This is a genomic window from Klebsiella sp. 10 (assembly GCF_018223925.1).
GTDB classification, from domain to species: Bacteria; Pseudomonadota; Gammaproteobacteria; order Enterobacterales; family Enterobacteriaceae; genus Klebsiella; species Klebsiella pneumoniae.
The window spans coordinates 260,716-284,494 of record NZ_JAGRRB010000018.1 but is presented as its reverse complement, the minus strand read 5'-3'; the positions used below and the strand labels follow the sequence as shown (position 1 = coordinate 284,494).

Below are 23,779 nucleotides of genomic sequence, written 5' to 3'. Positions count from 1 at the left end.
ATTTTTATTTATAGCCGCCGCAGCAGCCTCGCCGGATTCCCCGCCCACACGCCTTTCTCGGTAATGGACTTCGTTACCACGCTGCCCGCGCCTATCACCACCCCATCGCAGATGCTGACGGCCAGAATCGTGGCGCCGCTGCCGATCGACACGTCATCGCCAATCTCGATCCGCCCCCAGCTGGCGCGGTCGGCGTTTGGTTTACCCTCGCGAAACAGGTCGTTGGCAAACATCACGCCGTGACCGATAAAGCAGCGCTGGCCGATGGTGACGTACTCGCAGATAAAGGTATGGGACTGAATTTTACTGTTCGCGCCGATGCGGGTATTCCCCTGGATCTCAACGAACGGCCCGACGAAGACGTTATCGCCGAGCTGGCAATCATAGAGGTTGGCGGGCTGGTAAATAACGACATTTTCCCCACAAACGACGTTACGTACGCCGGTATCACGAAGCTCAGGCATAGTTCCTCTCAAATCGGTTTGGCCAGAATATGTAAGGTGCTTTGCTGGCTGGCGGAGTGGAAAATCGTGTCTCTGATGTGCTTCATCCCCTGGCGTTCGTAAAAACGGCGCGCGGCGGGATTCGCGGCGAGTACTTCCAGCCACAGCCAACTTTCACCGGCCGTTTTTGCTCGCGTCTCGACGGCGTGAAAAATATGCTCGCCGTAGCGGTGGCCAGTCTTCCCCGGCATCAGGTAGAGCTTATGCAGCAGCGTACCAATCTTGCCGTCGTCAGCCATTCGCTGCTGATAGCTATATTTAGCGAAACCAACAGGAGAGGGGGCTTCGGCGATGAGCCAGTGTTGGGTCGCATCCGCAAGACTCCGACGTAGCGCATCTTCGGCATATTCTTGCTTAAGAAATAACGCCAGTTCATCGGCATCGCGCCAGAGATGAGCAAAGTGGTGATGATAGCTGGCATAGCCCATCGCGCTAAGCTGGGGCGCGTCCTCGGGACATGCCTGTCGAATAGTTAACATGCTGCGTTCCTCGCGTCGTTCTGCGGCTATATTGCCTGTAAAGTGAACAATGTGGAACGACAAAAATCGGTGGGAGAAGGCTGGAGGCGCTCCCTCCAGCTTGGGGGTTAGCGGGCGAAAGCGATCGCTTCGATTTCGACGCCGGCATCTTTCGGTAACCTTGCTACCTCCACACAGGAGCGCGCCGGAAAGGCCGCCTGGTGTTCGATAAAGAAGGCCTCGTAGGCGGCATTGATGGCGGCAAAATCCGCCAGGTCTTTGACAAACACCGTAGTTTTAACGATCTGCCCGACCGTGAGTCCGGCAGCTTCAACGATGGCTTTCACATTTTCCAGTGATTGCCGCGCCTGTTCGGCAATGTCCTCGGGCATGGTGCCGTCCAGCGGATTAATCGGCAGCTGACCGGAGGTGATGGTCATCGCGCCGAGATTGACGCCCTGCACGTACGGGCCGATAGCGGCAGGCGCGTCAGCGGTGGTAATAATCATACGGTTTATCCTTCAAACGGTTACATAAAATAATTTAACAACACCAGCGAGCCGACGCCGCTCACTACCACCCACACCAGGCCTAAACGGAAGCTGGCGAGCGTGCAGATGATGGCGGCGATCACCTTCGGATTTTTTAAGTCGAACTCCATGCTGGAATTCACGCTCAGGATCTGAATGGTGATGATGGCCGGCAGAACGGTGACCGGCACGAAGCGTAGCGTTTTGGTCACCCGCTCGGACATCTGGATCTTGCCGGCCAGGCCGATAAACGAGAAACGGATGAGAAAAGTCACCGCGGCCATGCCCAGCGTCAGGGCGATAAAATAGCTATTACTCATTTTCCATCGCCTCCACTAACGGCATATCGGATTCGGTTTTTGCCATCTGCTTGCGCTCTTCCGCCAGGTCGACGCACAGGCCGGCGAGGACGCCAAGCACTGAGGCGACGACGATACCCAGCGAATAGGGTAGGACCACTAACAGCACGCCGGAAACGGCGGCTACAACCGCGGCGACGGTGCAGGCCTGGCTTTTAATTTGCGGCACCACGATGGCGATAAAGGCGGCGACCATGGCGAAATCAAGACCGTATTTCTCAATGTGGGGAAACGAGGCGCCGACCAGCGCGCCAAGAAAATCAGCCAGCACCCAAATCGCCCAGAAGGTAATCATCGCCGAACCATAAAACAGATATTTTTCCTTTTTATTTCCTTCCATCTCTTTGACGGTGGTGGCATACACCTCGTCGGTGAGCGCATAGGACATAAAGCATTTTTTAAAGAATGAAGCTTCGCGCACGGTGCCGGAAATAGAGGCGCTATACAGCACGTGGCGAAGATTGATAATTAATGTGGTGAAAATAATCACGCCGAGCGTGGCGCCGGTTTTTAACATATTCAGTGCCAGCATTTGCGCCGAGCCGGCAATGACGATCGCCGACCACGCCGTACTCTGCCAGACGCTCATGCCCGCGCTAACGCTTAATGCGCCGACAATAAATGAAAATGGAAAGTCGCCGATGCATAGGGGCATAATAGCGCTGGCGCCGCGGAAGATGACTTTTTTATTCATCTGCTATACCTGCTAATTTATAAATAATAGTGTGGGTAGAGTACGTTAATCGGGGCCTGCTCTTTCAGGCCCGTGAAATGGTATTATTTAGCGACCATAATGCTGATAATTTCTTTATCGGTGAGAGTCATTGGTTTAATCACCAGACGGCACAGGTTATTAATAGTCTGCTCGACATCGGCGCAGACAATACCGTCATTGGCGCCAGCGCAGCTATTTTGCATTGCCATTAGTACCGCCTTAAAGGCGCTGGATACCACTGACGAGACTTTCATCGCGCAGCTGTTGGAAGCGCCATCACAAATCATGCCGGTAATATCGCTGACCATATTAATAATTGCGGTATTAATGGTATTGATGTCGCGGGTAAACAGCCAGGCCATACCGGCGGCGGCGCCCATAGCGGCGGTTGAGGCTGCGCATAGCGCAGATAAGCGCGTATAACGAGAATGAATTGAGATGGCGGTGAGATGAGAGAGAGACAAAGCGCGAGCCAGGGTCTCTTCATCGACGCCGAGATGCTCTGCAACCACCACTACCGGCATGGTTGCTGTAATGCCCTGATTGCCTGAGCCGAAGTTAGACATCGCTACCACCGGCGCGCCGCCCATGCGGGCATCTGAAGCGGCGACGGTGTTGATGATCACCTTGCTTAACAGATCGTTGCTCATCAGGCCGTTTTTCACTGCGTCAGAAAAGGTACCGTTAATGTTCAGGCCATATTTTTTTGTTTTGCCTTCTGCCGCCAGCGCGGAGTTTAAGCGCGCGGCGTCGAGAATAAAGCGAATATCATTAAAGTCGACGCGATTAATAAATTCGTAAGCCTGTTGTAGCGAGAAAGTGGGCAGCGTTTCGCGCTGGGTGCGCGTATTCTGTTTTTCGCTTAATGGCTGCGGCTGGCCATTAATATAAAGTTCGACCACGTTGGTGTGGGTTCCTTTGACCACGACACGACAGCAATTCTCGCCAGCAGAGAGGGTTAAATCGAGATGGATAAAATCCGGGGTCTCTTCGACGGCAATATCAACGGCGTTATTGGCGATCAGCTTCTGCGCCATTTCAACGTGTCGCGGAGTGATATCTTCCAGCGTTTTTAATCCCTTTTGCGGGTCGCCGCCAAATGCGCCAATTGCGGCTGCCAGCGGTACACCGCAAACGGTGGTGCCGGGTATGGTGACGCCCATCGCGTTTTTATAAAGATTGGCGGAAATAAAACCGCTAATTTTAGTGCAAGGCTGATCCAGATATTGTGCGGCGTAGGCGGCCGCGAAGGAAATAGCGACGGGTTCAGTACAACCTAAAGCCGGGGCGACCTCTTGTTTGAGCCATTTTACGTACAGGGAAGCGTTATCGGTGTTCATAATGATTTAATGTCCAAAATTAAATTTTATTCAGCTGCGATAATGCTAAGACAAAAGATAAGAAAAAACTTACCCTAATAACCATAAAAAGACTGTGGTTTGGAGAAAAATTTTATCTTACGGGAGGTTTTAAGATATACCTGTTTCAAAAAGTAAACTTTTTATATTTCAGTTAGTTGGGCTGATTCGTTCTAAGCGTAATGGATGATTTTGTTAATCTGCTCACAGCGTTGCTGGAAGGACAATTTTCTCTTGTTCGTACTTTTCGAATCAATAGCCCGGAGATAGCGTAAGACGAATGAATCATAGGTAGATCTGGATCACACTTTTGCGCTATACAGATCGACAACGTTCATGCATTTGAGGTGTCACTATGCCGTCGGTATATCGTCCGCTGGTTAATTTCGTTGCGAAGGCCATGCAGGCCGTGCTGAATCTGGCACTGCTGTGCCTGGGAATTATTCTGGTGGTGTTCCTGGGAAAGGAGACCCTGCATCTGGCGCACGTACTGTTTACGCCGGAGCCGGTGAGTAAGTACAAGCTGGTCGAAGGGCTGGTGGTCTATTTTCTCTACTTTGAGTTTATCGCGCTGATTGTTAAATATTTTGAATCCGGTTTTCACTTTCCACTGCGCTATTTCGTCTATATCGGTATTACCGCAATTGTGCGGCTTATTATCGTCGATCATGAGTCGCCGCTGGCGGTTCTCATTTACTCCGCGGCGATCCTGATCCTGGTGATTACGCTCTGGCTGTGTAACTCCAATCGCCTGAAACGCGAATAAAAAAAAGCGGCCTCCAGGGCCGCTGACCAACAGTCACAAATAGAATTTATGTAGGGTCCAGTTGAGGATAGCAGTGGCATTGACCTTACTTTTTCAGCTGAGGGCGACGGCGACAATACCCGGTTGGGGTCGTGTATTGCGGCTAGACCGTCGGCCCTCCTCTGAAATTTGGGGCCGGTGTTACAAAAAAATTAACCTTTCACTCCACCCGCCGTCAGGCCATTAACCAGCCAGCGCTGCGCCAGCAGGAAGACAACCGTGATCGGAATGGCGGAGAGCACCGCCGCGGCGGCAAAGTCGCCCCACAGATAGTTCTGCGGGTTGAGATACTGTTGCATACCTACCGCCAGGGTATAGCTGTTCACATCGCGCAGCAGCAGCGAGGCGACCGGCACTTCGGTGATGGCCGCGATGAACGACAGAATAAACACGACTGCCAGAATCGGCACCGACAGCGGCAGCAGCACCAGACGGAAAGCCTGCCATGGGGTCGCGCCATCCAGCGCCGCCGCTTCTTCCAGCGAGCCATCGATGGTTTCGAAGTAGCCTTTAATCGTCCAGACGTGCAGCGCGATACCGCCCATGTAGGCAAAGATGACGCCGCCGTGGGTGTTGAGGCCGACGAACGGGATGTACTGGCCCAGGCGGTCAAACAACGCGTACAGGGCAACCAGCGACAGCACCGCCGGGAACATCTGGAAAATCAGCATCCCTTTCAGCAGGGTCGCTTTCCCCGGGAAGCGCATACGGGCGAAAGCGTAGGCGCAGGTGGTGGAGAGAGCGACGATACCGATCGCGGTGATCCCGGCGACCTTAATCGAGTTCCACAGCCACAGCAGGACCGGGAACGGCGGCGGCGTGACGCGGCCATCGGCGTGTTCGACGCTGAAGCCTAACGCCAGACGCCAGTGCTCCCAGGAGATGGTATCCGGGATCAGGCTGCCGGTGGCGAAGTTACCCTCGCGCAGCGAGATGGCGATAACCATCAGCAGCGGAAACATAATCGCGGCGATAAAAATCAGTAGCAGGAGATGCGTGGTAAATAAACGTAGCTTCTGCGATTTGGGTTGGACCATAGCCATTATCGTTATCTCCCTTAATCAAACTTCATGCGCGTGGCTTTCAGATTCACAATCGCTAACGCGCCAACCAGCAGGAAGATTAGCGTTGCGATAGCCGCCGCCAGGCCGAAGTCCTGACCGCCGCCGCCTTCAAAGGCGATGCGATAGGTGTAGCTCACCAGCAGGTCGGTATAACCGGCCGGGGTGGTGGTGCCGAGACGGTCCGGACCGCCGTTGGTCAACAATTGAATCAGGACGAAGTTGTTAAAGTTAAAGGCGAAGCTGGCGATCATCAGCGGCGTTAGCGGCTTAATCAGCAGCGGGAAGGTAATTTTAAAGAAGTTCTGGAACGGGCCGGCGCCATCCATTGCCGACGCTTCGTACAGATCGTCCGGAATCGCCTTCAGCAGCCCCATGCACAGGATCATCATGTACGGGTAGCCCAGCCAGGTGTTGACGATGATGATCATGGTGCGCGCGGTGGTCGGGTCGCTAAACCAGGCCGGCTTAATGCCGAACAGCGTGCTGAGCATCATGTTGATTTCACCAAAGCTCTGGTTGAACAGCCCTTTGAAAATCAGAATCGAAATAAACGACGGTACGGCGTACGGCAGAATCAGCAGGACGCGATAAATCGCTTTGCCTTTCAGCGCTTCCCACTGCACCAGGCAGGCGAGGATCATCCCCACCGCGACGGTCAGCACCACGGTCAGCACCGAGAACACCACCGTCCAGACGAAGATCGCAAAGAACGGTTTCTGAATGCCTTCATCGTGGAAGACGCGGGTAAAGTTGTCCCAGCCGATAGTCACAGTGTAGCCCGGGCTCAGCTTCTCATTGCCCCAGCTGCCGTCGGCGTTAATTGACTGGTAGAAGCCGACGTCGTTGTTCGGGCGGTATTTAACGTGGGTCTGATTGTTGGTCAGTACCCCGTCTTCGCCGAGGGTATACAGAGGCTGGGTACCGGAGAACTGGCGCAGGGAGCTCATGATGACTTTGCTGTCATCCGGCAGCACAGCGGTCAGCTGGTTCAGCGCGGTGCGATTCTGGGTAATCACGCGCAGGTTGGCGCGCTCGCCTTCCGGCAGGGCGTCGGTTTCTTTTAACGCCAGCTTCTGCTCGCCGCCAAATTTAAAGGCGTCAGAAAGGTAGTTTTTACCGCTTTCGCCGTCGGTCAGCGCCAGCTTCCACTCGTCACCCGCAGGGATCAGCGTGAAATTATAGGCTTTGCCGGCCTGGAAGGAACGATCCATCAGCACCTGCTGCGCACGCTCAAAGGTCAGCTGGTTGGTGCTGCTGTAGTTGGTAAACGCGATAGCGATAGTGCAGATCAGCGGAAACAGGACAAACAGGCCCATGCCGGCGAGGCCGGGATAAACATAGCGCCAGGCATAAGCCTTGCGATTAGCGAAAATATACAGGCCAACTGAGCTTAAAATTAGCGTCATGATGGCGAACAGGTACTCCCCCTGGGCGTACATCAAAACAACAAGGTAACCCACCAGCAGGCACAGTAAGCCAATCACAGACCATGTGAGTTGCGGGCTTTGCCACCAGTGTCTCTTTTTAACGGCATCCATGGGGATCATCCTCTACAGCGGTGAAAACTTATTTGTCAGGTGGCGCTTCGCTTACCTGACCTACGGTCCGAGCCGTAGTGGTAGGGCGGGTAGGCGCACGCGCCACCCGCCGTTTTCTTACTTAGTGATACGGCTCTGTGCATCTTTCAGCGCAGCATCGACAGTCTGGCGACCGCTGGCGGCGTTGATAACCGCGGTACGAACGGCATACCAGAAGGCAGACATCTGCGGGATGTTAGGCATGATTTCGCCTTTCTGGGCGTTCGCCATGGTGGCAGCGATGCGCGGATCTTTTTCCAGTTTTTCCTGGAAGGATTTCAGCGCCACGGCACCCAGCGGTTTGTCGTTGTTAACGGCTTCCAGACCCTGATCGGTCATCAGGTAGTTTTCGAGGAACTCTTTGGCCAGCTCTTTGTTCGGGCTGGCGGCGTTGATCCCCGCGCTCAGCACGCCAACGAACGGTTTCGATGGTTTGCCTTTAAAGGTTGGCAGCAGGGTCACGCCGTAGTTAACCTTGCTCTTATCGATGTTAGACCACGCCCACGGACCGTTGATGGTCATCGCGGTTTCGCCTTTGTTGAAGGCCGCTTCCGCGATGGAGTAGTCGGTGTCGGCATTCATGTGCTTGTTCTTGATCAGGTCAACCAGGAAGGTCAGGCCCGCTTTCGCGCCTGCGCTGTCCACGCCGACGTCTTTCACATCGTACTTGCCGTTTTCAAACTTGAACGCGTATCCGCCGTCGGCAGCGATCAGCGGCCAGGTGAAGTACGGTTCCTGCAGGTTGAACATCAGCGCGCTCTTACCTTTCGCTTTCAGTTCTTTATCCAGCGCCGGGATCTCTTCCCAGGTCTTCGGCGGGTTCGGCACCAGGTCTTTGTTGTAAATCAGGGACAGGGCTTCGACTGCGATCGGGTAGGCGATCAGTTTGCCGTTATAGCGAACCGCATCCCAGGTGAACGGATAGAGTTTGTCCTGGAACGCTTTGTCCGGGGTGATTTCCGCCAGCAGGCCCGACTGCGCGTAGCCGCCGAAACGGTCATGCGCCCAGAAGATGATGTCCGGGCCGTCGCCGGTCGCCGCAACCTGCGGGAATTTCTCTTCCAGCTTGTCCGGGTGTTCTACGGAAACTTTAATGCCGGTGTCTTTTTCAAACTTTTTACCCACTTCAGCGAGGCCGTTGTAGCCTTTGTCGCCGTTAATCCAGATAACCAGCTTACCTTCTTCAATTTTTGCGAGGGCAGAGGCGGAAAACATCATCGTGGTCAGTGCCGACAGCGCGAGGATGCGAGCGCCAGTTTTGATTTTCATATACCCGTCCTTTTTGGTGTTGTACTCGTGGATACACTTCGGTGGCTTAACGATGATGAGTTTCCTTTTTTAACAACCCCTTTCCATCCTCCCCAGGTCTACGCCCCACCCGCTGGTTGTGTGATCTCCATTGCAAAAACGGCCGTATTGCGTCCTGGAGCACAGAAAAAAGCGCCCAATTTTGTCGCCTCCATCACGAAATCACGCTCCGGCCGCCATCCCCCGCGGCGAGAGCCAATCTCTCATCCTCCCATCTCCTCCCCCATAAAAAAGCCGGGGGGTGGAGGATTTGCCTGCGTAATGAATGCCGCATAGTCGACCCATCTTGAATGTGACTGTTAGTGACAGGTTGTAATGAAGGGAGAAGGGCATGGCGAGCGTACAGCTGCGAAATGTAACGAAAGCCTGGGGTGACGTGGTGGTATCGAAAGATATCAATCTCGATATCCACGAAGGGGAATTCGTCGTGTTTGTCGGGCCATCGGGCTGCGGCAAATCTACCCTGCTGCGTATGATTGCCGGGTTAGAAACTATTACCAGCGGGGACCTGTTTATCGGTGACACCCGCATGAACGAGATCCCACCGGCAGAACGCGGCGTTGGGATGGTATTCCAGTCTTATGCACTCTATCCCCACCTTTCCGTTGCGGAAAATATGTCGTTTGGCCTGAAGCTGGCCGGCGCGAAAAAAGATCTGATTAACCAGCGGGTGACTCAGGTTGCGGAAGTGCTGCAGCTGGCCCATCTGCTGGAGCGTAAACCGAAAGCCCTCTCCGGCGGTCAGCGCCAGCGCGTGGCGATTGGTCGTACGCTGGTGGCAGAGCCAAGCGTTTTCCTGCTGGATGAGCCGCTTTCCAACCTCGATGCCGCCCTGCGCGTCCAGATGCGTATCGAAATCTCCCGTCTGCATAAGCGACTGGGCCGCACCATGATCTATGTCACCCACGATCAGGTGGAAGCGATGACCCTCGCCGACAAGATCGTGGTCCTCGACGCCGGCCGTGTGGCGCAGGTTGGGAAACCGCTGGAGCTCTATCACTATCCGGCTGACCGCTTCGTTGCCGGCTTCATTGGTTCACCGAAGATGAACTTCCTGCCGGTCAAAGTCACCGCGACGGCTATCGATCAGGTGCAGGTTGAACTGCCGAACCGTCAGCAAATCTGGCTACCGGTGGACAGCGCCAACGTGCAGGCGGGCGCCAATATGTCCTTAGGTATTCGACCGGAGCATTTACTGCCCAGCGATATCGCCGATGTAACCCTTGAAGGCGAGGTCCAGGTCGTCGAACAGCTCGGTCACGAAACGCAAATTCATATCCAGATCCCCGCCATCCGTCAGAACCTGGTTTACCGCCAGAACGACGTGGTGTTGGTAGAAGAGGGAGCCACATTCGCTATCGGTTTGCCGCCAGAACGTTGCCATTTATTCCGTGAGGATGGCACCGCTTGTCGTCGGCTGCATAAAGAGCCGGGCGTGTAAGGCTTCCCATTAAAAAAGCGCGAACCCGGCTGGCGATATACCGGCGAAGCGTGCAAAGAAAAGCAATGATCTCAGGAGATAGAATGATGATTACTCTGCGCAAACTTCCTCTGGCGGTCGCCGTCGCAGCAGGCGTGATGTCTGCTCAGGCGCTGGCTGTCGATTTCCATGGCTACGCGCGTTCCGGCATTGGCTGGACCGGCAGCGGCGGCGAGCAACAGTGCTTCAAAGCGACCGGCGCTCAAAGTAAATACCGTCTTGGTAACGAATGTGAAACCTATGCGGAACTGAAGCTGGGCCAGGAGCTGTGGAAGGAAGGGGATAAGAGTTTTTATTTCGATACTAACGTTGCCTATTCCGTGAATCAGGAAGATGACTGGGAAAGCACCTCTCCGGCGTTCCGTGAAGCCAACATCCAGGGTAAAAACCTGATCGACTGGCTGCCGGGCTCCACGCTGTGGGCGGGTAAACGCTTCTATCAGCGTCATGACGTTCACATGATCGACTTCTACTACTGGGATATCTCCGGCCCGGGTGCAGGTCTGGAAAACGTTGACCTTGGCTTCGGTAAGCTCTCTCTGGCCGCTACCCGTAACTCAGAAAGCGGCGGCTCTTATACTTTCTCCAGCGATGACACCAAAAAATATGCTGCGAAAACTGCCAACGACGTCTTTGATATCCGTCTGGCGGGTCTGGAAACCAACCCGGGCGGCGTGCTGGAGTTAGGGGTCGATTACGGCCGTGCTAACCCGCAGGATGACTATCGCCTGGAAGACGGCGCGTCGAAAGACGGCTGGATGTGGACCGGTGAACATACTCAGTCTATCTGGGGCGGCTTCAACAAGTTTGTGGTTCAGTACGCCACTGACGCAATGACCTCCTGGAACAGCGGCCACTCTCAGGGGACCAGCATCGATAACAACGGCAGCATGATCCGCGTTCTGGATCACGGCGCGATGGACTTCAACGATGACTGGGGCCTGATGTACGTGGCAATGTACCAGGACGTGGATCTGGACAGCAAGAACGGTTCTACCTGGTACACCGTGGGTGTCCGTCCGATGTACAAATGGACGCCGATCATGAGCACCCAGCTGGAAATCGGTTACGACAACGTGAAATCCCAGCGTACCAGCGAAAACAACAACCAGTACAAAATTACTCTGGCTCAACAGTGGCAGGCAGGCAACAGCGTCTGGTCTCGTCCGGCTATCCGTATCTTCGCAACCTACGCGAAGTGGGATGAAAACTGGGGCTACAGCAACACCTCCGGTCTGCAGACGAAAGACAGCAGCGGAAGCGGCGCTTTCACCTCCAGCCGCGGTGACGACAGCGAAGTTACCTTCGGTGCCCAGATGGAAGTGTGGTGGTAATACCGTCCGCAGGACGGGTGTAACCTGGGAGGGGCGTCAGCCCCTCCTGATTATTCAGGGTTAGCGCGCTATTGCCTGGCTACCGCTAAACCGATGCTATCCAAGGTGAGAAGAATGAAAATGAAGAAAACTCTCGTCGCTCTGTGTTTATCCGCAGGGATGTTGGCATGCGTGCCGGGGATGAGCCTTGCCGATGTTAACTTTGTACCGCAGAACACCAGCGCCGCGCCGGCTATTCCAGCCAGCGCGCTGCAGCAGCTGATCTGGACGCCTGCCGATCAATCAAAGACGCAGAGCGTTGATTTAACTACCGGCGGTCAACGCCTGGATGTCCCGGGGATCGTCGGACCGGTCGCCGCCTGGAGCGTGCCGGCCAATATCGGTGAGCTGACCCTGACGCTCGACAGCGAACTGAACAAACATAAGCAGATTTTTGCGCCGAACGTGCTGATTCTCGACCAGAACATGACGCCCGCGGCGTTCTTCCCCAGCAATTACTTTACCTATCAGCAGCCGGGCGTGATGACCGCTGACCGCCTGGGCGGCGTGATGCGCCTGACCCCGGCGCTGGGCCAGCAAAAGCTCTATGTGCTGGTGTTTACCACTGAAAAAGATCTCCAGCAGACCACGACCCTGCTGGATCCGGCGAAAGCCTATGCCAAAGGCGCCGGCAATGCGGCCCCGGATATCCCGGATCCGATCGCTAAACATACCACCGATGGCGTGCTGAAGCTGAAAGTGAAAACTAATAGCACTTCCAGCGTGCTGGTGGGGCCGCTGTTCGGCTCCTCCGGCCCGGGTCCGGTAACCGTCGGCAACACCGCGGCGCCGGTAGCCGCGCCAGCCGCCGCCGCGGCGCCGGCCGCCAAAAGCGAACCGATGCTCAGCGATACCGAAACCTACTTCAACAATGGTATTAAGCAGGCGGTGAAACAAGGTGACATCGACAAAGCCCTGAAATTGATGAACGAAGCTGAGCGCCTCGGCTCGAAATCCGCTCGTTCCACCTTTATCAGCAGTGTAAAAGGCAAGGGGTAATCGTCTCCCCACAATGCTGATGTTTAGGCACAGCCTTTAGGTGCATCCTCCGGGATGCACCTTTTTTTGCACGCGCGGCAGCCTGTTGCATGGCTGTTGCGTGAATGATCGTATATTGACGTTTGCCCGCCACCAACCGCCTATTCTGCGATACAATGCTTTCACGTTATGTACCGGAGAATCAGGCATGTCCCATCCTGCGCTTACGCGACTGCGTGCGCTGCGCTATTTTGCCGTTATGCCATCCCTGCCGCCGCCGCTAAGTGACTGGCTGCTGCTGGAGGACTCAATGACCCAGCGCTTTGAACAACAAGGAAAGCAGGTCACCGTGACCCTGGTTAACGAAGGGTATATCGGCCGTGACGCGCTGACTGACGAAGCGGCGCTGCTGCCCGACGAGCCGCGCTACTGGCTGCGGGAGATTATACTCAATGCCGATGGCGAGCCCTGGCTGGCCGGGCGCACGGTGGCGCCGGAGTCGACGCTGTGTGGTCCGGAGCTGGCGCTACAGCAGCTCGGGCAAACTCCGCTGGGCCGATACCTGTTTACGTCGTCGACATTAACCCGCGATTTTATTGAAATTGGTCGCGATGCAGCGCTGTGGGGGCGTCGTTCCCGCCTGCGGCTGAGCGGCAAACCCCTGCTGCTGACCGAGCTTTTTTTGCCTGCGTCGCCGTTGTACTAAGAGGAAGAAAAAATGGAGTGGAGTCTGTCGCAGAATAAGCTGTTGGCGTTTCATCGCCTGATGCGCACTGACAAACCGATCGGCGCTTTGCTGCTGCTGTGGCCGACGCTGTGGGCGCTATGGGTGGCCTCGCCGGGCGTCCCGCCGCTGTGGATCCTGGCGGTATTCGTCGCCGGCGTCTGGCTGATGCGCGCCGCCGGCTGCGTGGTGAATGACTATGCCGACCGAAAATTTGATGGTCACGTAAAGCGTACCGCCCGCCGTCCGCTGCCGAGCGGCGATGTTACCGAGAAAGAGGCGCGAACGCTGTTTATCGTGCTGGTGCTGCTCTCTTTCCTGTTGGTGCTCACCCTTAACACCATGACCATTCTGCTGTCGGTGGCGGCGCTGGCGCTGGCGTGGGTCTATCCGTTTATGAAGCGCTACACTCATCTGCCGCAGGTGGTGCTGGGCGCGGCCTTTGGCTGGTCGATCCCGATGGCCTTCTCGGCCGTCAGCGAATCGCTGCCGCTGAGCTGCTGGCTGATGTTCCTCGCCAATATTCTGTGGGCGGTGGCCTACGATACCCAGTATGCGATGGTGGATCGCGATGACGACGTTAAGATCGGCATCAAGTCGACGGCGATCCTGTTTGGCGAAAACGATCGTCTGATTATCGGTATCCTGCAGGTGGCCGTACTGGCGCTGATGGGCGCGGTGGGTTGGCTGAATGGGCTGGGCTGGGAATATTACTGGTCGCTGTTCGTGGCGGCGGGTCTGTTTGGCTGGCAGCAGAAGCTTATCTTCAATCGCGACCGCGATAACTGCTTCAAAGCGTTTATGAACAATAACTACGTCGGGCTGGTGCTGTTCCTCGGCCTGGCGATGAGCTATCTGTAACCTCCTGTCCGCTGCCCCCCGGCATTCCGGGGGGCAGCAAACGCCGCGTTACGCGTCGTCCTGCGTGACGCTCTCAATGGTCAGTCGGACATCCGACGTAATCAAATCCGCCAGCATCCGATAAACCTTCAGGGTCTCTTCCGGCTCGGCGTCGCCGGTGTCGCTGATATAGCCTTCATCGCGCAGGGTCAACACCAGGGTGCTGAACACCGCTTTGTCGAAGAACTCCGGCGCATTGATGCCGTGTAGCACCGACAGACGCTGGGCCACGGTGCGACTCTCTTTTTCCAGCGAGCTGCGGTTGATGGCCGGGTTAGCGCTCAGCAGCCAGAAGGTGATGGCATAGCGCTGCAGCGTCTCGCGGGCGCCAGCGGCCAGCAGCTGCAGGGAGCGAGAGTGCGACGGGTTGAGGCTCATGACATCGCCATCGACGACGATCAGCTCCTGACGCAGCATCTCGGCAATCAGCGCATCCACCACTCCGGCCAGCTCCGCTTTTTCCCAGCGCAGGAACAGCTCGGCCTTGAGGAACGGATAGAGTGTTTCCACATGACGCAGCACTTCGGCGCGGTTGAGATGACGATGCTGAGTCACCAGAGCGGCTAACAGCGACGGCATCACCAGCATATGGGCGATATTGTTGCGATAGTAGGTCATCAGCACCGCCTGCTCGCGCGGCAGGATGATGATGTCGCCAATGGTGTCCTTCTCCACTTCGAACTTGTTCATCTGCAGCGCATGATCGATGAGCTCGTTGGCCGAAGCGGATGGGGCGGTCGCATCCGGAGAATAGGGCACATTGCGCAGCAGCGCGAGGTAGCACTCTAACTGCTGGGTGAGCTGCTCACGGGTCAGCGAACGCTGGCGGGAGGCCAGTAGCGCCGTACAGCACAGGTTCATGGCGTTGGCCGCGCCGGCGTTATTGATGCGCACCATCAGGTCAGCGGCGATGCTATTCACCGTCGGCGTCAGCCAGGAGGGGCGAACCGCTTCGATCGGGTCGATCGCTTCCCGCCAATCCGGCACATGCTGGTTAAGATAGGTCATCAGCGGCAGCGGTTCGCCGAAGTTAACGTAACCCTGGCCCAGGTTGCGCAGCTTGCTTAAACCGCGCACCATCTGCGGCAGACTCTCTTTCTCTTTAGTGGCGCCGCGCAGCTCTTTGGCGTAGGTTCCTACCTCCATCACGTGCTCATAGCCGATGTAAATCGGCACCAGGGTGATCGGTCGGGTTCCGCCGCGCAGCATCGCCTGGATGGTCATCGACAGCGTACCGGTCTTCGGATCGAGCAGGCGGCCGGTACGGGAGCGGCCGCCTTCGACGAAATACTCCACGGAATAGCCGCGGCTGAACAGTTCGCCAAGGTATTCGCGGAACACGGTGGAATAGAGTTTGTTGCCCTTAAAGGTGCGGCGAATAAAGAAGGCGCCGAGGCGGCGGAAGATCGGCCCGGCCGGCCAGAAGTTTAGGTTGATGCCCGCCGCGATATGCGGAGGGACCAGCCCCTGATGGTACAGGACGTAGGAGAGCAGCAGATAGTCCATGTGGCTGCGGTGGCAGGGGACATAGACAATTTCATGGCCGTCGTGCGCCAACTGGCGTACGCGCTCGGCGTTATGCACGTTGATGCCCTGGTACAGGCGGTTCCAGGTGAAGCCGAGAATGCGGTCGGTCAGGCGGATCATCTCGTATGAGAAGTTCGCCGCAATCTCTTCCATCAGCGCGATAGCGTTCTGCTGTGCCTTCTCGTGCGAAATTTTCTTGCTGCGCGCTTCGTCTTCCACCGCGCGGGCAATCGCTTTCGAGGCCAGCAGTTTATTAAACAGATCCTGGCGGGCCGGCAGACGCGGGCCGACGGCGGCCAGCCGCTGGCGGGCAAAATGCATGCGAGCGACGCGAGCCAGCTTCTGGGCGATGATCTTATCGGTACCGTGCTCATCCGCCATGCGGCGCAGCGAAACGGACGGCGAGAAGCGCACGAAACTGTCGCGGCCGAGCCAGGAGACGGCGAAAAATTTCTGAATGCCGTTCAGCATCCGCAGCGGCGGATTGACTTCTCCTTTCTCGCGACCCGGCGAACGGCCGAACATGACCGAAACCGGCACCATTTGCACATCGAGGTCCGGATGGTTGCGGTGCAGATCGAGGTAATCGTGGAACAGCTTGATGGACTCTTCTTTTGGCGTGTAATAAGTAAATACGCGCGGCCCACCGTGGATGAATACGTAACGCGGCAGCAGGGCGCCGTCGATTTCCAGCGGTTCAAGCGGGTCAGGTAAATCATGCGCCAGGCATTGGGCGCGCAGCGTCAGCAGGTCTGCCTTCGAATTATAGGGCAGGACGTACATGACCGGACGCGAGGTATCGAGTCCTAATTCCTGGGCAGGCTCTGCCGGAATAGACTTGCTTTTTACCAGCACCTGTAATGGTAAATTCAGTAATTTATAGTAAATTCGTTGCCAGCCGGACATAAACGATGTGAAGCCTCTGGTTAATCATGCAAATGCGCGGCAAGAATAACAGAAAGTGGGCAAAATTTCCGTTACCACGCGGCAAACGCGCACACTCATCGACGTCATTTACGTAAAAAGGTTTTGTGATGGCCAATAATACCACCGGGTTAACCCGGATCATTAAGGCGGCAGGTTACTCCTGGAAAGGATTTCGCGCGGCGTGGATCAACGAGGCTGCGTTTCGTCAGGAAGGCGTCGCCGCTATCGTGGCCGTCGCGGTAGCCTGCTGGCTGGACGTCGACGCCATCACCCGCGTATTGCTGATTGGCTCGGTCCTGCTAGTGATGATAGTCGAAATTCTCAACAGCGCGATTGAAGCGGTTGTGGACCGTATCGGCTCGGATTTTCACGAGCTTTCAGGGCGCGCCAAAGATATGGGGTCGGCGGCGGTTCTGCTGGCGATTATCATCGCGCTGATCACCTGGGGAACGCTGCTGTGGAGCCATTATCACTAACGTTCTTCGCTAACCCTCGCAAAATATGAACAATCCGCCGATTTTTGTGTGCCATGTGGTTCCAAAATCACCGTTAGCTGTATATACTCACAGCATAACTGTATATACACCCAGGGGGCGGAATGAAAGCGTTAACGACCAGGCAGCAAGAGGTGTTTGATCTCATTAGGGATCATATCAGCCAGACGGGCATGCCGCCGACGCGTGCGGAAATTGCTCAGCGCTTGGGGTTCCGTTCCCCAAACGCGGCGGAAGAACACCTGAAAGCGCTGGCGCGTAAAGGCGCGATCGAGATCGTCTCCGGCGCTTCTCGCGGTATTCGCCTGCTGACGGAAGAAGAGCAAGGCCTGCCGCTGATCGGCCGCGTCGCCGCCGGTGAGCCGCTGCTGGCGCAGCAGCATATTGAAGGCCACTATCAGGTCGACCCGTCGATGTTTAAGCCCAACGCCGATTTCCTGCTGCGCGTCAGTGGGATGTCGATGAAAGACATCGGTATTCTGGATGGCGATTTGCTGGCGGTCCACAAAACCCAGGATGTGCGTAACGGCCAGGTGGTTGTCGCGCGTATCGATGAAGAAGTGACGGTGAAGCGCCTGAAAAAGCAGGGCAATGTCGTTGAACTGTTGCCGGAAAACAGCGAGTTTTCCCCGATCGTCGTCGATCTGCGCCAGCAGAGTTTTACCATTGAGGGTCTGGCCGTTGGCGTGATCCGTAATGGAGAATGGCTGTAGCGCCTGCCTCTGCGCAGCGTCATCTGTTGCGTGACGCTGCGACGTTTTTCCTCAATCAGGTCCTCAAACATGCTGCTCAACGCTGCCGATAAAGCGCTGTGGCGTCTTGCCCTCCCTATGATTTTCTCCAACATCACCGTCCCGCTGCTGGGGCTGGTGGATACGGCGGTGATCGGCCACCTGGACAGCCCGGTATACCTCGGCGGCGTAGCGGTCGGGGCGACGGCCACCAGTTTCCTCTTCATGCTGCTGTTGTTCCTGCGCATGAGCACCACCGGGCTCACCGCTCAGGCCTGGGGCGCCAAAGATCCGCAGCGCCTGGCGCGGGCGCTGGTGCAGCCGCTGGCCCTGGCGCTGGGCGCCGGGGTGCTGATTATCCTGCTTCGCCTGCCGCTAATTGACCTCGCTCTGCATATTGTCGGCGGCAGCGAGGCGGTGCTTGAGCAGGCGAGACGGTTTCTCGAAATTCGCTGGCTCAGCGCCCCCGCCTCGCTGGCCAACCTGGTGCTGCTCGGCTGGCTGCTGGGCGTCCAGTACGCCCGGGCGCCGGTTATTCTGCTGGTGGTGGGTAATCTGTTGAATATTGTGCTCGATCTGTGGCTGGTGATGGGCCTGCGGATGAACGTCCAGGGAGCGGCGCTGGCCACGGTCACCGCGGAGTACGCCACCCTCATTATTGGCCTGCTGATGGCGAAGCGGGTGCTGACGCTGCGCGGCGTGTCGCTGGCGATGCTGAAAAACGCCTGGCGCGGGGATCTGCGCCGTTTATTGGCGTTGAATCGGGACATCATGCTGCGCTCTCTGCTGCTGCAGCTGTGCTTTGGCGCGCTGACCGTATTCGGCGCCCGTCTGGGCAGCGACATCGTGGCGGTTAACGCCGTACTGATGACCATGCTGACCTTTACCGCCTACGCGCTGGATGGCTTTGCCTATGCCGTGGAGGCTCACTCCGGCCAGGCTTACGGCGCGCGCGACGGTAGCCAGTTGCTGGAGGTGTGGCGGGCGGCCTGCCGGCAGTCCGGCATGGTGGCGCTGGCGTTTGCCCTGATTTACAGCCTGGCGGGGCAGTACATTATCGCGTTGTTAACCTCACTGCCTTCCCTGCAGCAGCTGGCCGATCGCTATCTGATCTGGCAGACGATCCTGCCGGTGGTCGGCGTCTGGTGCTATCTGCTGGACGGCATGTTTATCGGCGCGACGCGCGGCGCTGAGATGAGGAACAGTATGGCGGTCGCCGCGGCGGGGTTTGCCGTGACGCTGCTTACGCTACCGGTGCTTGGCAACCATGGTCTGTGGCTGGCGCTGGCGGTGTTCCTCGCCCTGCGCGGCCTGTCGCTGGCGCTGATCTGGCGTCGTCACTGGCGACGCGGCACATGGTTTAGTTAGTCATCTCCCGTCATTGCCGCTAGCCGTGACCTTCCCCGGTCGCGCTACGCTTACAGGGCGATTCAATAGCCCGGCTCAGCGTGGCGCAAGCCGGGAACATCCTCTTCGCGTTATCCCGCGGTGCGATGGTTAAAAATTCCGAATAACGAATCGACGCCAGCATTCTCATCTATAGTTAATACCATGTCCGGCACAAAACGGGCTGTAAACCCACCGAATGATGAGGACGTTATTATGAATAAAGACGAAATCGGCGGTAACTGGAAACAGTTTAAAGGTAAAGCCAAGGAACAGTGGGGCAAACTTACCGATGATGATATGACCGTAATCGAAGGGAAGCGCGACCAGCTGGTCGGCAAAATTCAGGAGCGTTACGGCTATGAGAAAGATCAGGCTGAGAAAGAAGTCTCAGACTGGGAGCATAAGAACGACTATCGCTGGTAGCGTTCCTTGATCCGAAGAATGAAGCATTTGTGTTAGTGCCTGTCTGAATGGCGCACGGACGCGCCGTTAACCCTTTTTCCCGCTGCGGCAGCCGCTCAGCGGGCTTTCTTTTTGAGCTGAATAGTATGATCGTGCTGGCAGTGTCCCGGGGTGCTGCAGGCTTCGACTTCCACGCAGCCCGCGCAAAGCCCGTGAGCTTCTATCACATTGTGGCGCAGGGCAAACCCCATGCGGGCCGCCAGCGTATGCATGATATCTTCGACCCCTTCCGCCGCTTCTTCTTTTACCACGCCGCAGCGGTCGCAGATAAACATGGCCGAGCTATGGGTCGGCTGGTCGAACAGATGGCACAGCACATAGCTATTGGTTGACTCTACCTTATGGACAAAACCCTGCTCGAGTAAAAACTCCAGCGCACGGTAAACCGTCGGCGGCTTCGCCTGCGGCTCTTTCTCACGTAGCAAGTCCAGCAGATCGTAGGCGCTGATTGCCCCTTGCTGCAGGCTCATCAGGCGCAACACTTCCAGACGCTGTGGAGTCAGGCGTACGCCGCGCTGTGCGCAAAGCTTTTCAGCATGCGCTAACATCTCTTGCGAAGGGGTCTTATCCATGAGCATCCTCGGGTTGCGTGAATTTGAATCTGTTACTTTATCACGTTCCTCAGAAAACACCGAGAGCCGGCAGGTGATACGGGTCATACTTCAGGTTGTCGGCACCGGCGCCCGTCCCGAGCGCTGGCCGCTTATTCTCGAGCAGACTACGCCTTAGCCGCTCGCTAAAACCACCATGTCCGATTTAATCACAACACGCCCGACCCTGGGTATGCTATATCTGAAGTGTCTCATTTTCGGGAGAAAACGATGAAACGACCTGATTGCATTCGCCACTGGCGCGAACTGGAAGGGCCCGACGATGCTACTTATCCCGACAGCCCGGAGCGTTTTTCAATCGGCGCGCCGCTGGGGCGAGGTTTACGTCTCAACCGGCTGGGGATCCACCACGAGCGGCTGCCGCCCGGGCGGCGCACCTCTTATCCACACGCGGAGAGCGATGAGGAAGAGTTCATCTACGTGCTGGAGGGCTATCCGGAAGTGTGGATAAACGGCTATCTCTGGAAGCTGGAGCCCGGCGACAGCGTGGGTTTTCCCGCTGGTACCGGCATCTGCCACACCTTTCTCAATAACACCGAGCAGGAAGTTCGTCTGCTGGTGGTGGGCGAGGCCAACAAGAAGTACAACCGCATTTATTACCCGCTCAATCCCGGCTATGCCGCGACGCGCCAGGATCGTTGGGTTGACCATCCGCCGCAGTTCTTCGGTCCACACGACGGCAAGCCGCGGAAAAAGTAATCATTTCAGGTGAGGGGCGAAGCGCGGCGCACTATGCGCCTGTGGTGTATCTTTATGCTATAGTAGCGCCCCTTTTTACCCGGATGCTTATTTATTCGCCATGATGCCTGAATCAACGTCACCTGTTTTCCCTGCTCACCGCTTCTCCATCGCGCCGATGCTCGACTGGACCGACCGACACTGCCGCTACTTCCTGCGGCTGCTGTCGCGGCATACGCTGCTGTATACCGAAATGGTGACCACCGGGGCGATTATTCACGGCAAAGGGGACTATCTGGCCTATAGCGAAGAAGAGCACCCGGTTGCTCTGCAGCTCGGCGGCAGCGATCCCCAGGCCCTGGCGCAGTGCGCAAAGCTGGCCGAGGCGCGCGGCTATGATGAGATCAACCTCAACGTCGGCTGCCCCTCCGACCGCGTGCAGAACGGGATGTTTGGCGCTTGCCTGATGGGCAATGCGCAGCTGGTGGCCGACTGTATCAAGGCGATGCGCGATGTGGTGTCGATTCCGGTCACGGTAAAAACCCGTATCGGTATCGACGACCAGGATAGCTATGAGTTTCTGTGCGATTTCATTGAGACGGTCTCCGGCAAGGGCGAGTGTGAGATGTTTATTATTCACGCCCGCAAAGCCTGGCTCTCCGGGCTGAGCCCGAAAGAGAACCGCGAGATCCCGCCGCTGGATTACCCCCGCGTCTGGCAGCTGAAGCGCGATTTCCCCCACCTTACGATGGCGATCAACGGCGGCATCAAATCGCTGGACGAAGCCAGAGTACAGCTTGAGCATATGGATGGGGTGATGGTCGGGCGTGAGGCCTATCAGAACCCGGGCATTCTGGCCTCGGTCGACCGCGAAATTTTCGGCGTCGCCGGCGCGGATGCCGATCCGGTAGCGGTGGTGCGAGCCATGTACCCCTATATTGAGCGCGAGCTCAGCAAGGGCACCTATCTGGGCCATATTACCCGCCATATGCTGGGGCTGTTTCAGGGGATCCCTGGCGCTCGCCAGTGGCGTCGCTACCTGAGCGAAAATGCGCATAAAGCCGGCGCCGATATTGCGGTGCTGGAGCATGCGCTGAAGCTGGTGGCCGATAAACGTTAATTTCTGACCAAAACCTGGTGAAATTGACCACGCCTCGCGCACTGACGCGGGGCGTTTTGTTTTAAAGTCAAGTGCTTATGTTTGGCATGCTTTTTGTAATACCTGCAGAGTGAAGTATTCATTTTTTGGGGAGAGAACCATGCTGGAACTGCTATTTGTCATTGGATTTTTTGTCATGCTGCTGGTCACCGGCGTATCGCTGCTGGGGATTATCGCGGCAATCGTGGTGGCGACGGCGCTGATGTTCGTCGGCGGGTTGTTCGCCTTGATGATCAAATTACTGCCGTGGCTGCTGCTGGCGGTGGCGGTGGTGTGGGTTATTCGGGCGCTGAAATCCCCGAACGGAAATGCTTTTCGCGACAATAACCGTTGGCGTTACTAAGGTATTGAGGGGTGCGTCACAACCTGAACAATTTTGCAGACAACCGCGTAGGCATTGCTGCGCAAATCTGTCACTATTAGCGCGTTAACGAATTCATCGCGCTGTACCCTACATACAGCCGAACTAAAAAAAAGTAAGGGCTTCCCAGGTGGAAGCCCTAAACTTTTGCCCCTTCTGCCAACTTATGGCAGCAGCAAACTCGAACCCTGCGTCACCCGGCTCTCCAGAACTTCATGCGCCCGCCGCGCTTCGCTCAGCGGATAGATCTGACTTTCAGCCACGTCCACTTTAATCACCCCGCTGGCGATCAGCGAAAACAATTCACTGCAGGCTTCCTCCAGTTCTTCCCGGTTGGTGATATAGCCCTGCAGCGATGGGCGAGTGACGTACAGGGAGCCTTTTTGATTCAGGATCCCCAGATTAACGCCGGTCACCGGACCGGAGGAGTTACCAAAGCTGACCATCAGGCCGCGGCGCTGCAGGCAGTCCAGAGAGGCCTCCCAGGTATCTTTCCCCACCGAGTCGTAGACGACGGCCACTTTCTTACCGTCGGTGAGCGCCTTGAGCCGCTCCACGATAGACTCCTCGCGATAGTTAATCACCTGCCAGGCGCCCGCCTCTTTGGCGCGCTGCGCTTTCTGCGAGCTGCCGACGGTACCGATAAGTTTCGCCCCCAGCGCTTTCGCCCACTGACAGGCTATCAGCCCCACGCCGCCAGCGGCCGCGTGAAACAGGAACATCTCATCAGGCTTAATTTCATAGGTTTTGCGCAGTAGATACCAGACCGTTAATCCTTTGAGGAACGACGCGGCGGCCTGTTCGAAAGAGATAGCGTCCGGCAGGACCGCCGCTTTGTCGGCCAGCACATTGTGTACCGTGCTGTAGGCGCCGAGCGCCGACTGGGCGTACACCACCCGATCGCCTACCTTAATATGCGTGACCCCATGGCCAACTTTACTGACGATGCCGGCCGCCTCGGTGCCCAGGCCGCTCGGCAGCGACGGCGGCGGATAGAGGCCGCTGCGAACATAGGTGTCGATATAGTTGATGCCGATGGCTTTGTTTTCGACCTGAATCTCATGTTCTGCGGGATCGCGTGGCGTGAACTCAACCGCCTGAAGCACCTCCGGTCCCCCGTGTTTCGAAAATTCGATGCGTGTTGCCATGTTCGCTCCTGTGTTGTTCCGAGATTATTCAGTAAGCTTAACAGCCTGCGCCGGCGGCGACGGATTTTCTTACCCGCCTCAGGCCTGCCACGCTTAATGGGTTCTTTAGCGGCAATGGCTTTCTCGCTATACTGTCACGCTCTTTTCCGGATCGGTGAAA

General features: G+C 56.7%; 26 protein-coding genes. 13 read left to right on the top strand and 13 right to left on the bottom strand.

Going from position 1 to position 23,779, the window contains the following annotated elements; translation table 11 throughout:
* Positions 1–8: 8 nt before the first annotated feature.
* The 6 genes from KHQ26_RS21375 to KHQ26_RS21350 all read right to left on the bottom strand — a co-directional run bounded on the left by KHQ26_RS21375 (position 9) and on the right by KHQ26_RS21350 (position 3,905).
* Positions 9–464: an acyltransferase gene (locus tag KHQ26_RS21375; protein ID WP_004177857.1), complete on the bottom strand. Its 456-nt coding sequence runs from the start codon at positions 462–464 to the stop codon at positions 9–11.
* An 8-nt stretch (positions 465–472) separates the two neighbouring features.
* Positions 473–982, bottom strand: a complete 510-nt coding sequence (locus KHQ26_RS21370) for a GNAT family N-acetyltransferase (RefSeq protein ID WP_020803741.1) — start codon at positions 980–982, stop codon at positions 473–475.
* 107 nt (positions 983–1,089) lie between these two features.
* Positions 1,090–1,470 carry a Rid family detoxifying hydrolase gene (locus KHQ26_RS21365; protein ID WP_004178266.1) on the bottom strand — a complete coding sequence of 127 codons (381 nt, stop codon included), beginning with the start codon at positions 1,468–1,470 and terminating at the stop codon, positions 1,090–1,092.
* 20 nt (positions 1,471–1,490) lie between these two features.
* Positions 1,491–1,811, bottom strand: a complete 321-nt coding sequence (locus tag KHQ26_RS21360; protein WP_004177855.1) for an AzlD domain-containing protein — start codon at positions 1,809–1,811, stop codon at positions 1,491–1,493.
* Entirely contained in the window at positions 1,804–2,544 is a 741-nt protein-coding gene (locus KHQ26_RS21355) for an AzlC family ABC transporter permease (RefSeq protein ID WP_004177854.1), read from the bottom strand. Before KHQ26_RS21355 ends, KHQ26_RS21360 begins: the two co-directional genes overlap by 8 nt.
* A gap of 83 nt (positions 2,545–2,627) precedes the next feature.
* Positions 2,628–3,905 (bottom strand): serine dehydratase subunit alpha family protein, encoded by a 1,278-nt coding sequence (locus KHQ26_RS21350; RefSeq protein ID WP_004178268.1) that lies wholly within the window; start codon positions 3,903–3,905, stop codon positions 2,628–2,630.
* Positions 3,906–4,278: 373 nt separating this feature from the next.
* On the opposite strand from KHQ26_RS21350, the gene psiE reads away from it, so the two are divergent.
* The gene (gene psiE / locus KHQ26_RS21345; RefSeq protein WP_002884721.1) at positions 4,279–4,689 is read left to right on the top strand and encodes a phosphate-starvation-inducible protein PsiE; all 411 of its coding nucleotides are present in this window, start codon (positions 4,279–4,281) and stop codon (positions 4,687–4,689) included.
* 191 nt (positions 4,690–4,880) lie between these two features.
* Here psiE and malG read toward each other — a convergent pair whose 3' ends face one another.
* From malG to malE, 3 genes are all read right to left on the bottom strand, one after another.
* A complete protein-coding gene (gene malG, locus KHQ26_RS21340; RefSeq protein WP_002884725.1) occupies positions 4,881–5,771 on the bottom strand; it encodes a maltose ABC transporter permease MalG in 891 nt (296 codons plus the stop codon).
* Positions 5,772–5,785: 14 nt separating this feature from the next.
* Entirely contained in the window at positions 5,786–7,330 is a 1,545-nt protein-coding gene (gene malF / locus KHQ26_RS21335; RefSeq protein ID WP_002884726.1) for a maltose ABC transporter permease MalF, read from the bottom strand.
* A gap of 117 nt (positions 7,331–7,447) precedes the next feature.
* Positions 7,448–8,638, bottom strand: a complete 1,191-nt coding sequence (malE, locus tag KHQ26_RS21330) for a maltose/maltodextrin ABC transporter substrate-binding protein MalE (protein ID WP_002884740.1) — start codon at positions 8,636–8,638, stop codon at positions 7,448–7,450.
* Positions 8,639–9,008: 370 nt separating this feature from the next.
* On the opposite strand from malE, the gene malK reads away from it, so the two are divergent.
* From malK to ubiA, 5 genes are all read left to right on the top strand, one after another.
* Positions 9,009–10,118 carry a maltose/maltodextrin ABC transporter ATP-binding protein MalK gene (gene malK, locus KHQ26_RS21325; RefSeq protein ID WP_002884743.1) on the top strand — a complete coding sequence of 370 codons (1,110 nt, stop codon included), beginning with the start codon at positions 9,009–9,011 and terminating at the stop codon, positions 10,116–10,118.
* Between the two features lie 83 nt (positions 10,119–10,201).
* Positions 10,202–11,491 carry a maltoporin gene (locus KHQ26_RS21320; protein WP_002884747.1) on the top strand — a complete coding sequence of 430 codons (1,290 nt, stop codon included), beginning with the start codon at positions 10,202–10,204 and terminating at the stop codon, positions 11,489–11,491.
* A gap of 114 nt (positions 11,492–11,605) precedes the next feature.
* Positions 11,606–12,529, top strand: a complete 924-nt coding sequence (gene malM / locus KHQ26_RS21315) for a maltose operon protein MalM (protein WP_004151749.1) — start codon at positions 11,606–11,608, stop codon at positions 12,527–12,529.
* A gap of 187 nt (positions 12,530–12,716) precedes the next feature.
* Complete coding sequence (gene ubiC / locus KHQ26_RS21310; protein ID WP_002884807.1) at positions 12,717–13,214, top strand: chorismate lyase; 498 nt, start codon at positions 12,717–12,719, stop codon at positions 13,212–13,214.
* Positions 13,215–13,226: 12 nt separating this feature from the next.
* A complete protein-coding gene (gene ubiA, locus KHQ26_RS21305) occupies positions 13,227–14,093 on the top strand; it encodes a 4-hydroxybenzoate octaprenyltransferase (RefSeq protein WP_002884808.1) in 867 nt (288 codons plus the stop codon).
* Positions 14,094–14,141: 48 nt separating this feature from the next.
* On the opposite strand, the gene plsB is transcribed toward ubiA, so the two are convergent.
* Positions 14,142–16,565, bottom strand: a complete 2,424-nt coding sequence (plsB, locus tag KHQ26_RS21300) for a glycerol-3-phosphate 1-O-acyltransferase PlsB (RefSeq protein ID WP_211777941.1) — start codon at positions 16,563–16,565, stop codon at positions 14,142–14,144.
* A 128-nt stretch (positions 16,566–16,693) separates the two neighbouring features.
* On the opposite strand from plsB, the gene KHQ26_RS21295 reads away from it, so the two are divergent.
* The 3 genes from KHQ26_RS21295 (at position 16,694) to dinF (ending at position 19,179) form a co-directional block, all read left to right on the top strand.
* Positions 16,694–17,062, top strand: a complete 369-nt coding sequence (locus KHQ26_RS21295) for a diacylglycerol kinase (protein WP_002884819.1) — start codon at positions 16,694–16,696, stop codon at positions 17,060–17,062.
* A 122-nt stretch (positions 17,063–17,184) separates the two neighbouring features.
* Positions 17,185–17,793: a transcriptional repressor LexA gene (gene lexA / locus KHQ26_RS21290; protein ID WP_002884822.1), complete on the top strand. Its 609-nt coding sequence runs from the start codon at positions 17,185–17,187 to the stop codon at positions 17,791–17,793.
* Between the two features lie 69 nt (positions 17,794–17,862).
* Positions 17,863–19,179 (top strand): MATE family efflux transporter DinF, encoded by a 1,317-nt coding sequence (dinF, locus tag KHQ26_RS21285; RefSeq protein WP_004151748.1) that lies wholly within the window; start codon positions 17,863–17,865, stop codon positions 19,177–19,179.
* Positions 19,180–19,198: 19 nt separating this feature from the next.
* Here the strand turns inward: dinF and KHQ26_RS21280 are convergent, their stop codons facing one another.
* On the bottom strand, positions 19,199–19,348 hold the full coding sequence (locus KHQ26_RS21280; RefSeq protein WP_004219133.1) for a hypothetical protein: 150 nt from the start codon (positions 19,346–19,348) through the stop codon (positions 19,199–19,201).
* Positions 19,349–19,413: 65 nt separating this feature from the next.
* Between KHQ26_RS21280 and KHQ26_RS21275 the strand changes: the two genes are divergently transcribed.
* On the top strand, positions 19,414–19,623 hold the full coding sequence (locus tag KHQ26_RS21275) for a CsbD family protein (RefSeq protein ID WP_004151747.1): 210 nt from the start codon (positions 19,414–19,416) through the stop codon (positions 19,621–19,623).
* Positions 19,624–19,718: 95 nt separating this feature from the next.
* Here the strand turns inward: KHQ26_RS21275 and zur are convergent, their stop codons facing one another.
* Positions 19,719–20,234 carry a zinc uptake transcriptional repressor Zur gene (zur, locus tag KHQ26_RS21270; protein ID WP_002884931.1) on the bottom strand — a complete coding sequence of 172 codons (516 nt, stop codon included), beginning with the start codon at positions 20,232–20,234 and terminating at the stop codon, positions 19,719–19,721.
* 249 nt (positions 20,235–20,483) lie between these two features.
* On the opposite strand from zur, the gene KHQ26_RS21265 reads away from it, so the two are divergent.
* The 3 genes from KHQ26_RS21265 to pspG all read left to right on the top strand — a co-directional run bounded on the left by KHQ26_RS21265 (position 20,484) and on the right by pspG (position 22,453).
* Positions 20,484–20,972, top strand: a complete 489-nt coding sequence (locus KHQ26_RS21265; RefSeq protein WP_002884935.1) for a cupin domain-containing protein — start codon at positions 20,484–20,486, stop codon at positions 20,970–20,972.
* Positions 20,973–21,072: 100 nt separating this feature from the next.
* The gene (gene dusA / locus KHQ26_RS21260; RefSeq protein WP_004214118.1) at positions 21,073–22,071 is read left to right on the top strand and encodes a tRNA dihydrouridine(20/20a) synthase DusA; all 999 of its coding nucleotides are present in this window, start codon (positions 21,073–21,075) and stop codon (positions 22,069–22,071) included.
* Positions 22,072–22,210: 139 nt separating this feature from the next.
* Positions 22,211–22,453 carry an envelope stress response protein PspG gene (gene pspG / locus KHQ26_RS21255; protein ID WP_002884940.1) on the top strand — a complete coding sequence of 81 codons (243 nt, stop codon included), beginning with the start codon at positions 22,211–22,213 and terminating at the stop codon, positions 22,451–22,453.
* 182 nt (positions 22,454–22,635) lie between these two features.
* Here pspG and KHQ26_RS21250 read toward each other — a convergent pair whose 3' ends face one another.
* Positions 22,636–23,619 (bottom strand): quinone oxidoreductase, encoded by a 984-nt coding sequence (locus tag KHQ26_RS21250; RefSeq protein WP_004186480.1) that lies wholly within the window; start codon positions 23,617–23,619, stop codon positions 22,636–22,638.
* Between the last annotated feature and the right edge of the window lie 160 nt (positions 23,620–23,779).

Excerpts from the sequence above, each read along its gene's own strand:
- KHQ26_RS21375 (WP_004177857.1), bottom strand. The coding sequence starts at position 464 with ATGCCTGAGCTTCGTGATACCGGCGTACGTAACGTCGTTTGTGGGGAA.
- KHQ26_RS21370 (WP_020803741.1), bottom strand. The coding sequence starts at position 982 with ATGTTAACTATTCGACAGGCATGTCCCGAGGACGCGCCCCAGCTTAGC.
- KHQ26_RS21365 (WP_004178266.1), bottom strand. The coding sequence starts at position 1,470 with ATGATTATTACCACCGCTGACGCGCCTGCCGCTATCGGCCCGTACGTG.
- KHQ26_RS21360 (WP_004177855.1), bottom strand. The coding sequence starts at position 1,811 with ATGAGTAATAGCTATTTTATCGCCCTGACGCTGGGCATGGCCGCGGTG.
- KHQ26_RS21355 (WP_004177854.1), bottom strand. The coding sequence starts at position 2,544 with ATGAATAAAAAAGTCATCTTCCGCGGCGCCAGCGCTATTATGCCCCTA.
- KHQ26_RS21350 (WP_004178268.1), bottom strand. The coding sequence starts at position 3,905 with ATGAACACCGATAACGCTTCCCTGTACGTAAAATGGCTCAAACAAGAG.
- psiE (WP_002884721.1), top strand. The coding sequence starts at position 4,279 with ATGCCGTCGGTATATCGTCCGCTGGTTAATTTCGTTGCGAAGGCCATG.
- malG (WP_002884725.1), bottom strand. The coding sequence starts at position 5,771 with ATGGCTATGGTCCAACCCAAATCGCAGAAGCTACGTTTATTTACCACG.
- malF (WP_002884726.1), bottom strand. The coding sequence starts at position 7,330 with ATGGATGCCGTTAAAAAGAGACACTGGTGGCAAAGCCCGCAACTCACA.
- malE (WP_002884740.1), bottom strand. The coding sequence starts at position 8,638 with ATGAAAATCAAAACTGGCGCTCGCATCCTCGCGCTGTCGGCACTGACC.
- malK (WP_002884743.1), top strand. The coding sequence starts at position 9,009 with ATGGCGAGCGTACAGCTGCGAAATGTAACGAAAGCCTGGGGTGACGTG.
- KHQ26_RS21320 (WP_002884747.1), top strand. The coding sequence starts at position 10,202 with ATGATGATTACTCTGCGCAAACTTCCTCTGGCGGTCGCCGTCGCAGCA.
- malM (WP_004151749.1), top strand. The coding sequence starts at position 11,606 with ATGAAAATGAAGAAAACTCTCGTCGCTCTGTGTTTATCCGCAGGGATG.
- ubiC (WP_002884807.1), top strand. The coding sequence starts at position 12,717 with ATGTCCCATCCTGCGCTTACGCGACTGCGTGCGCTGCGCTATTTTGCC.
- ubiA (WP_002884808.1), top strand. The coding sequence starts at position 13,227 with ATGGAGTGGAGTCTGTCGCAGAATAAGCTGTTGGCGTTTCATCGCCTG.
- plsB (WP_211777941.1), bottom strand. The coding sequence starts at position 16,565 with ATGTCCGGCTGGCAACGAATTTACTATAAATTACTGAATTTACCATTA.
- KHQ26_RS21295 (WP_002884819.1), top strand. The coding sequence starts at position 16,694 with ATGGCCAATAATACCACCGGGTTAACCCGGATCATTAAGGCGGCAGGT.
- lexA (WP_002884822.1), top strand. The coding sequence starts at position 17,185 with ATGAAAGCGTTAACGACCAGGCAGCAAGAGGTGTTTGATCTCATTAGG.
- dinF (WP_004151748.1), top strand. The coding sequence starts at position 17,863 with ATGCTGCTCAACGCTGCCGATAAAGCGCTGTGGCGTCTTGCCCTCCCT.
- KHQ26_RS21280 (WP_004219133.1), bottom strand. The coding sequence starts at position 19,348 with ATGAGAATGCTGGCGTCGATTCGTTATTCGGAATTTTTAACCATCGCA.
- KHQ26_RS21275 (WP_004151747.1), top strand. The coding sequence starts at position 19,414 with ATGAATAAAGACGAAATCGGCGGTAACTGGAAACAGTTTAAAGGTAAA.
- zur (WP_002884931.1), bottom strand. The coding sequence starts at position 20,234 with ATGGATAAGACCCCTTCGCAAGAGATGTTAGCGCATGCTGAAAAGCTT.
- KHQ26_RS21265 (WP_002884935.1), top strand. The coding sequence starts at position 20,484 with ATGAAACGACCTGATTGCATTCGCCACTGGCGCGAACTGGAAGGGCCC.
- dusA (WP_004214118.1), top strand. The coding sequence starts at position 21,073 with ATGATGCCTGAATCAACGTCACCTGTTTTCCCTGCTCACCGCTTCTCC.
- pspG (WP_002884940.1), top strand. The coding sequence starts at position 22,211 with ATGCTGGAACTGCTATTTGTCATTGGATTTTTTGTCATGCTGCTGGTC.
- KHQ26_RS21250 (WP_004186480.1), bottom strand. The coding sequence starts at position 23,619 with ATGGCAACACGCATCGAATTTTCGAAACACGGGGGACCGGAGGTGCTT.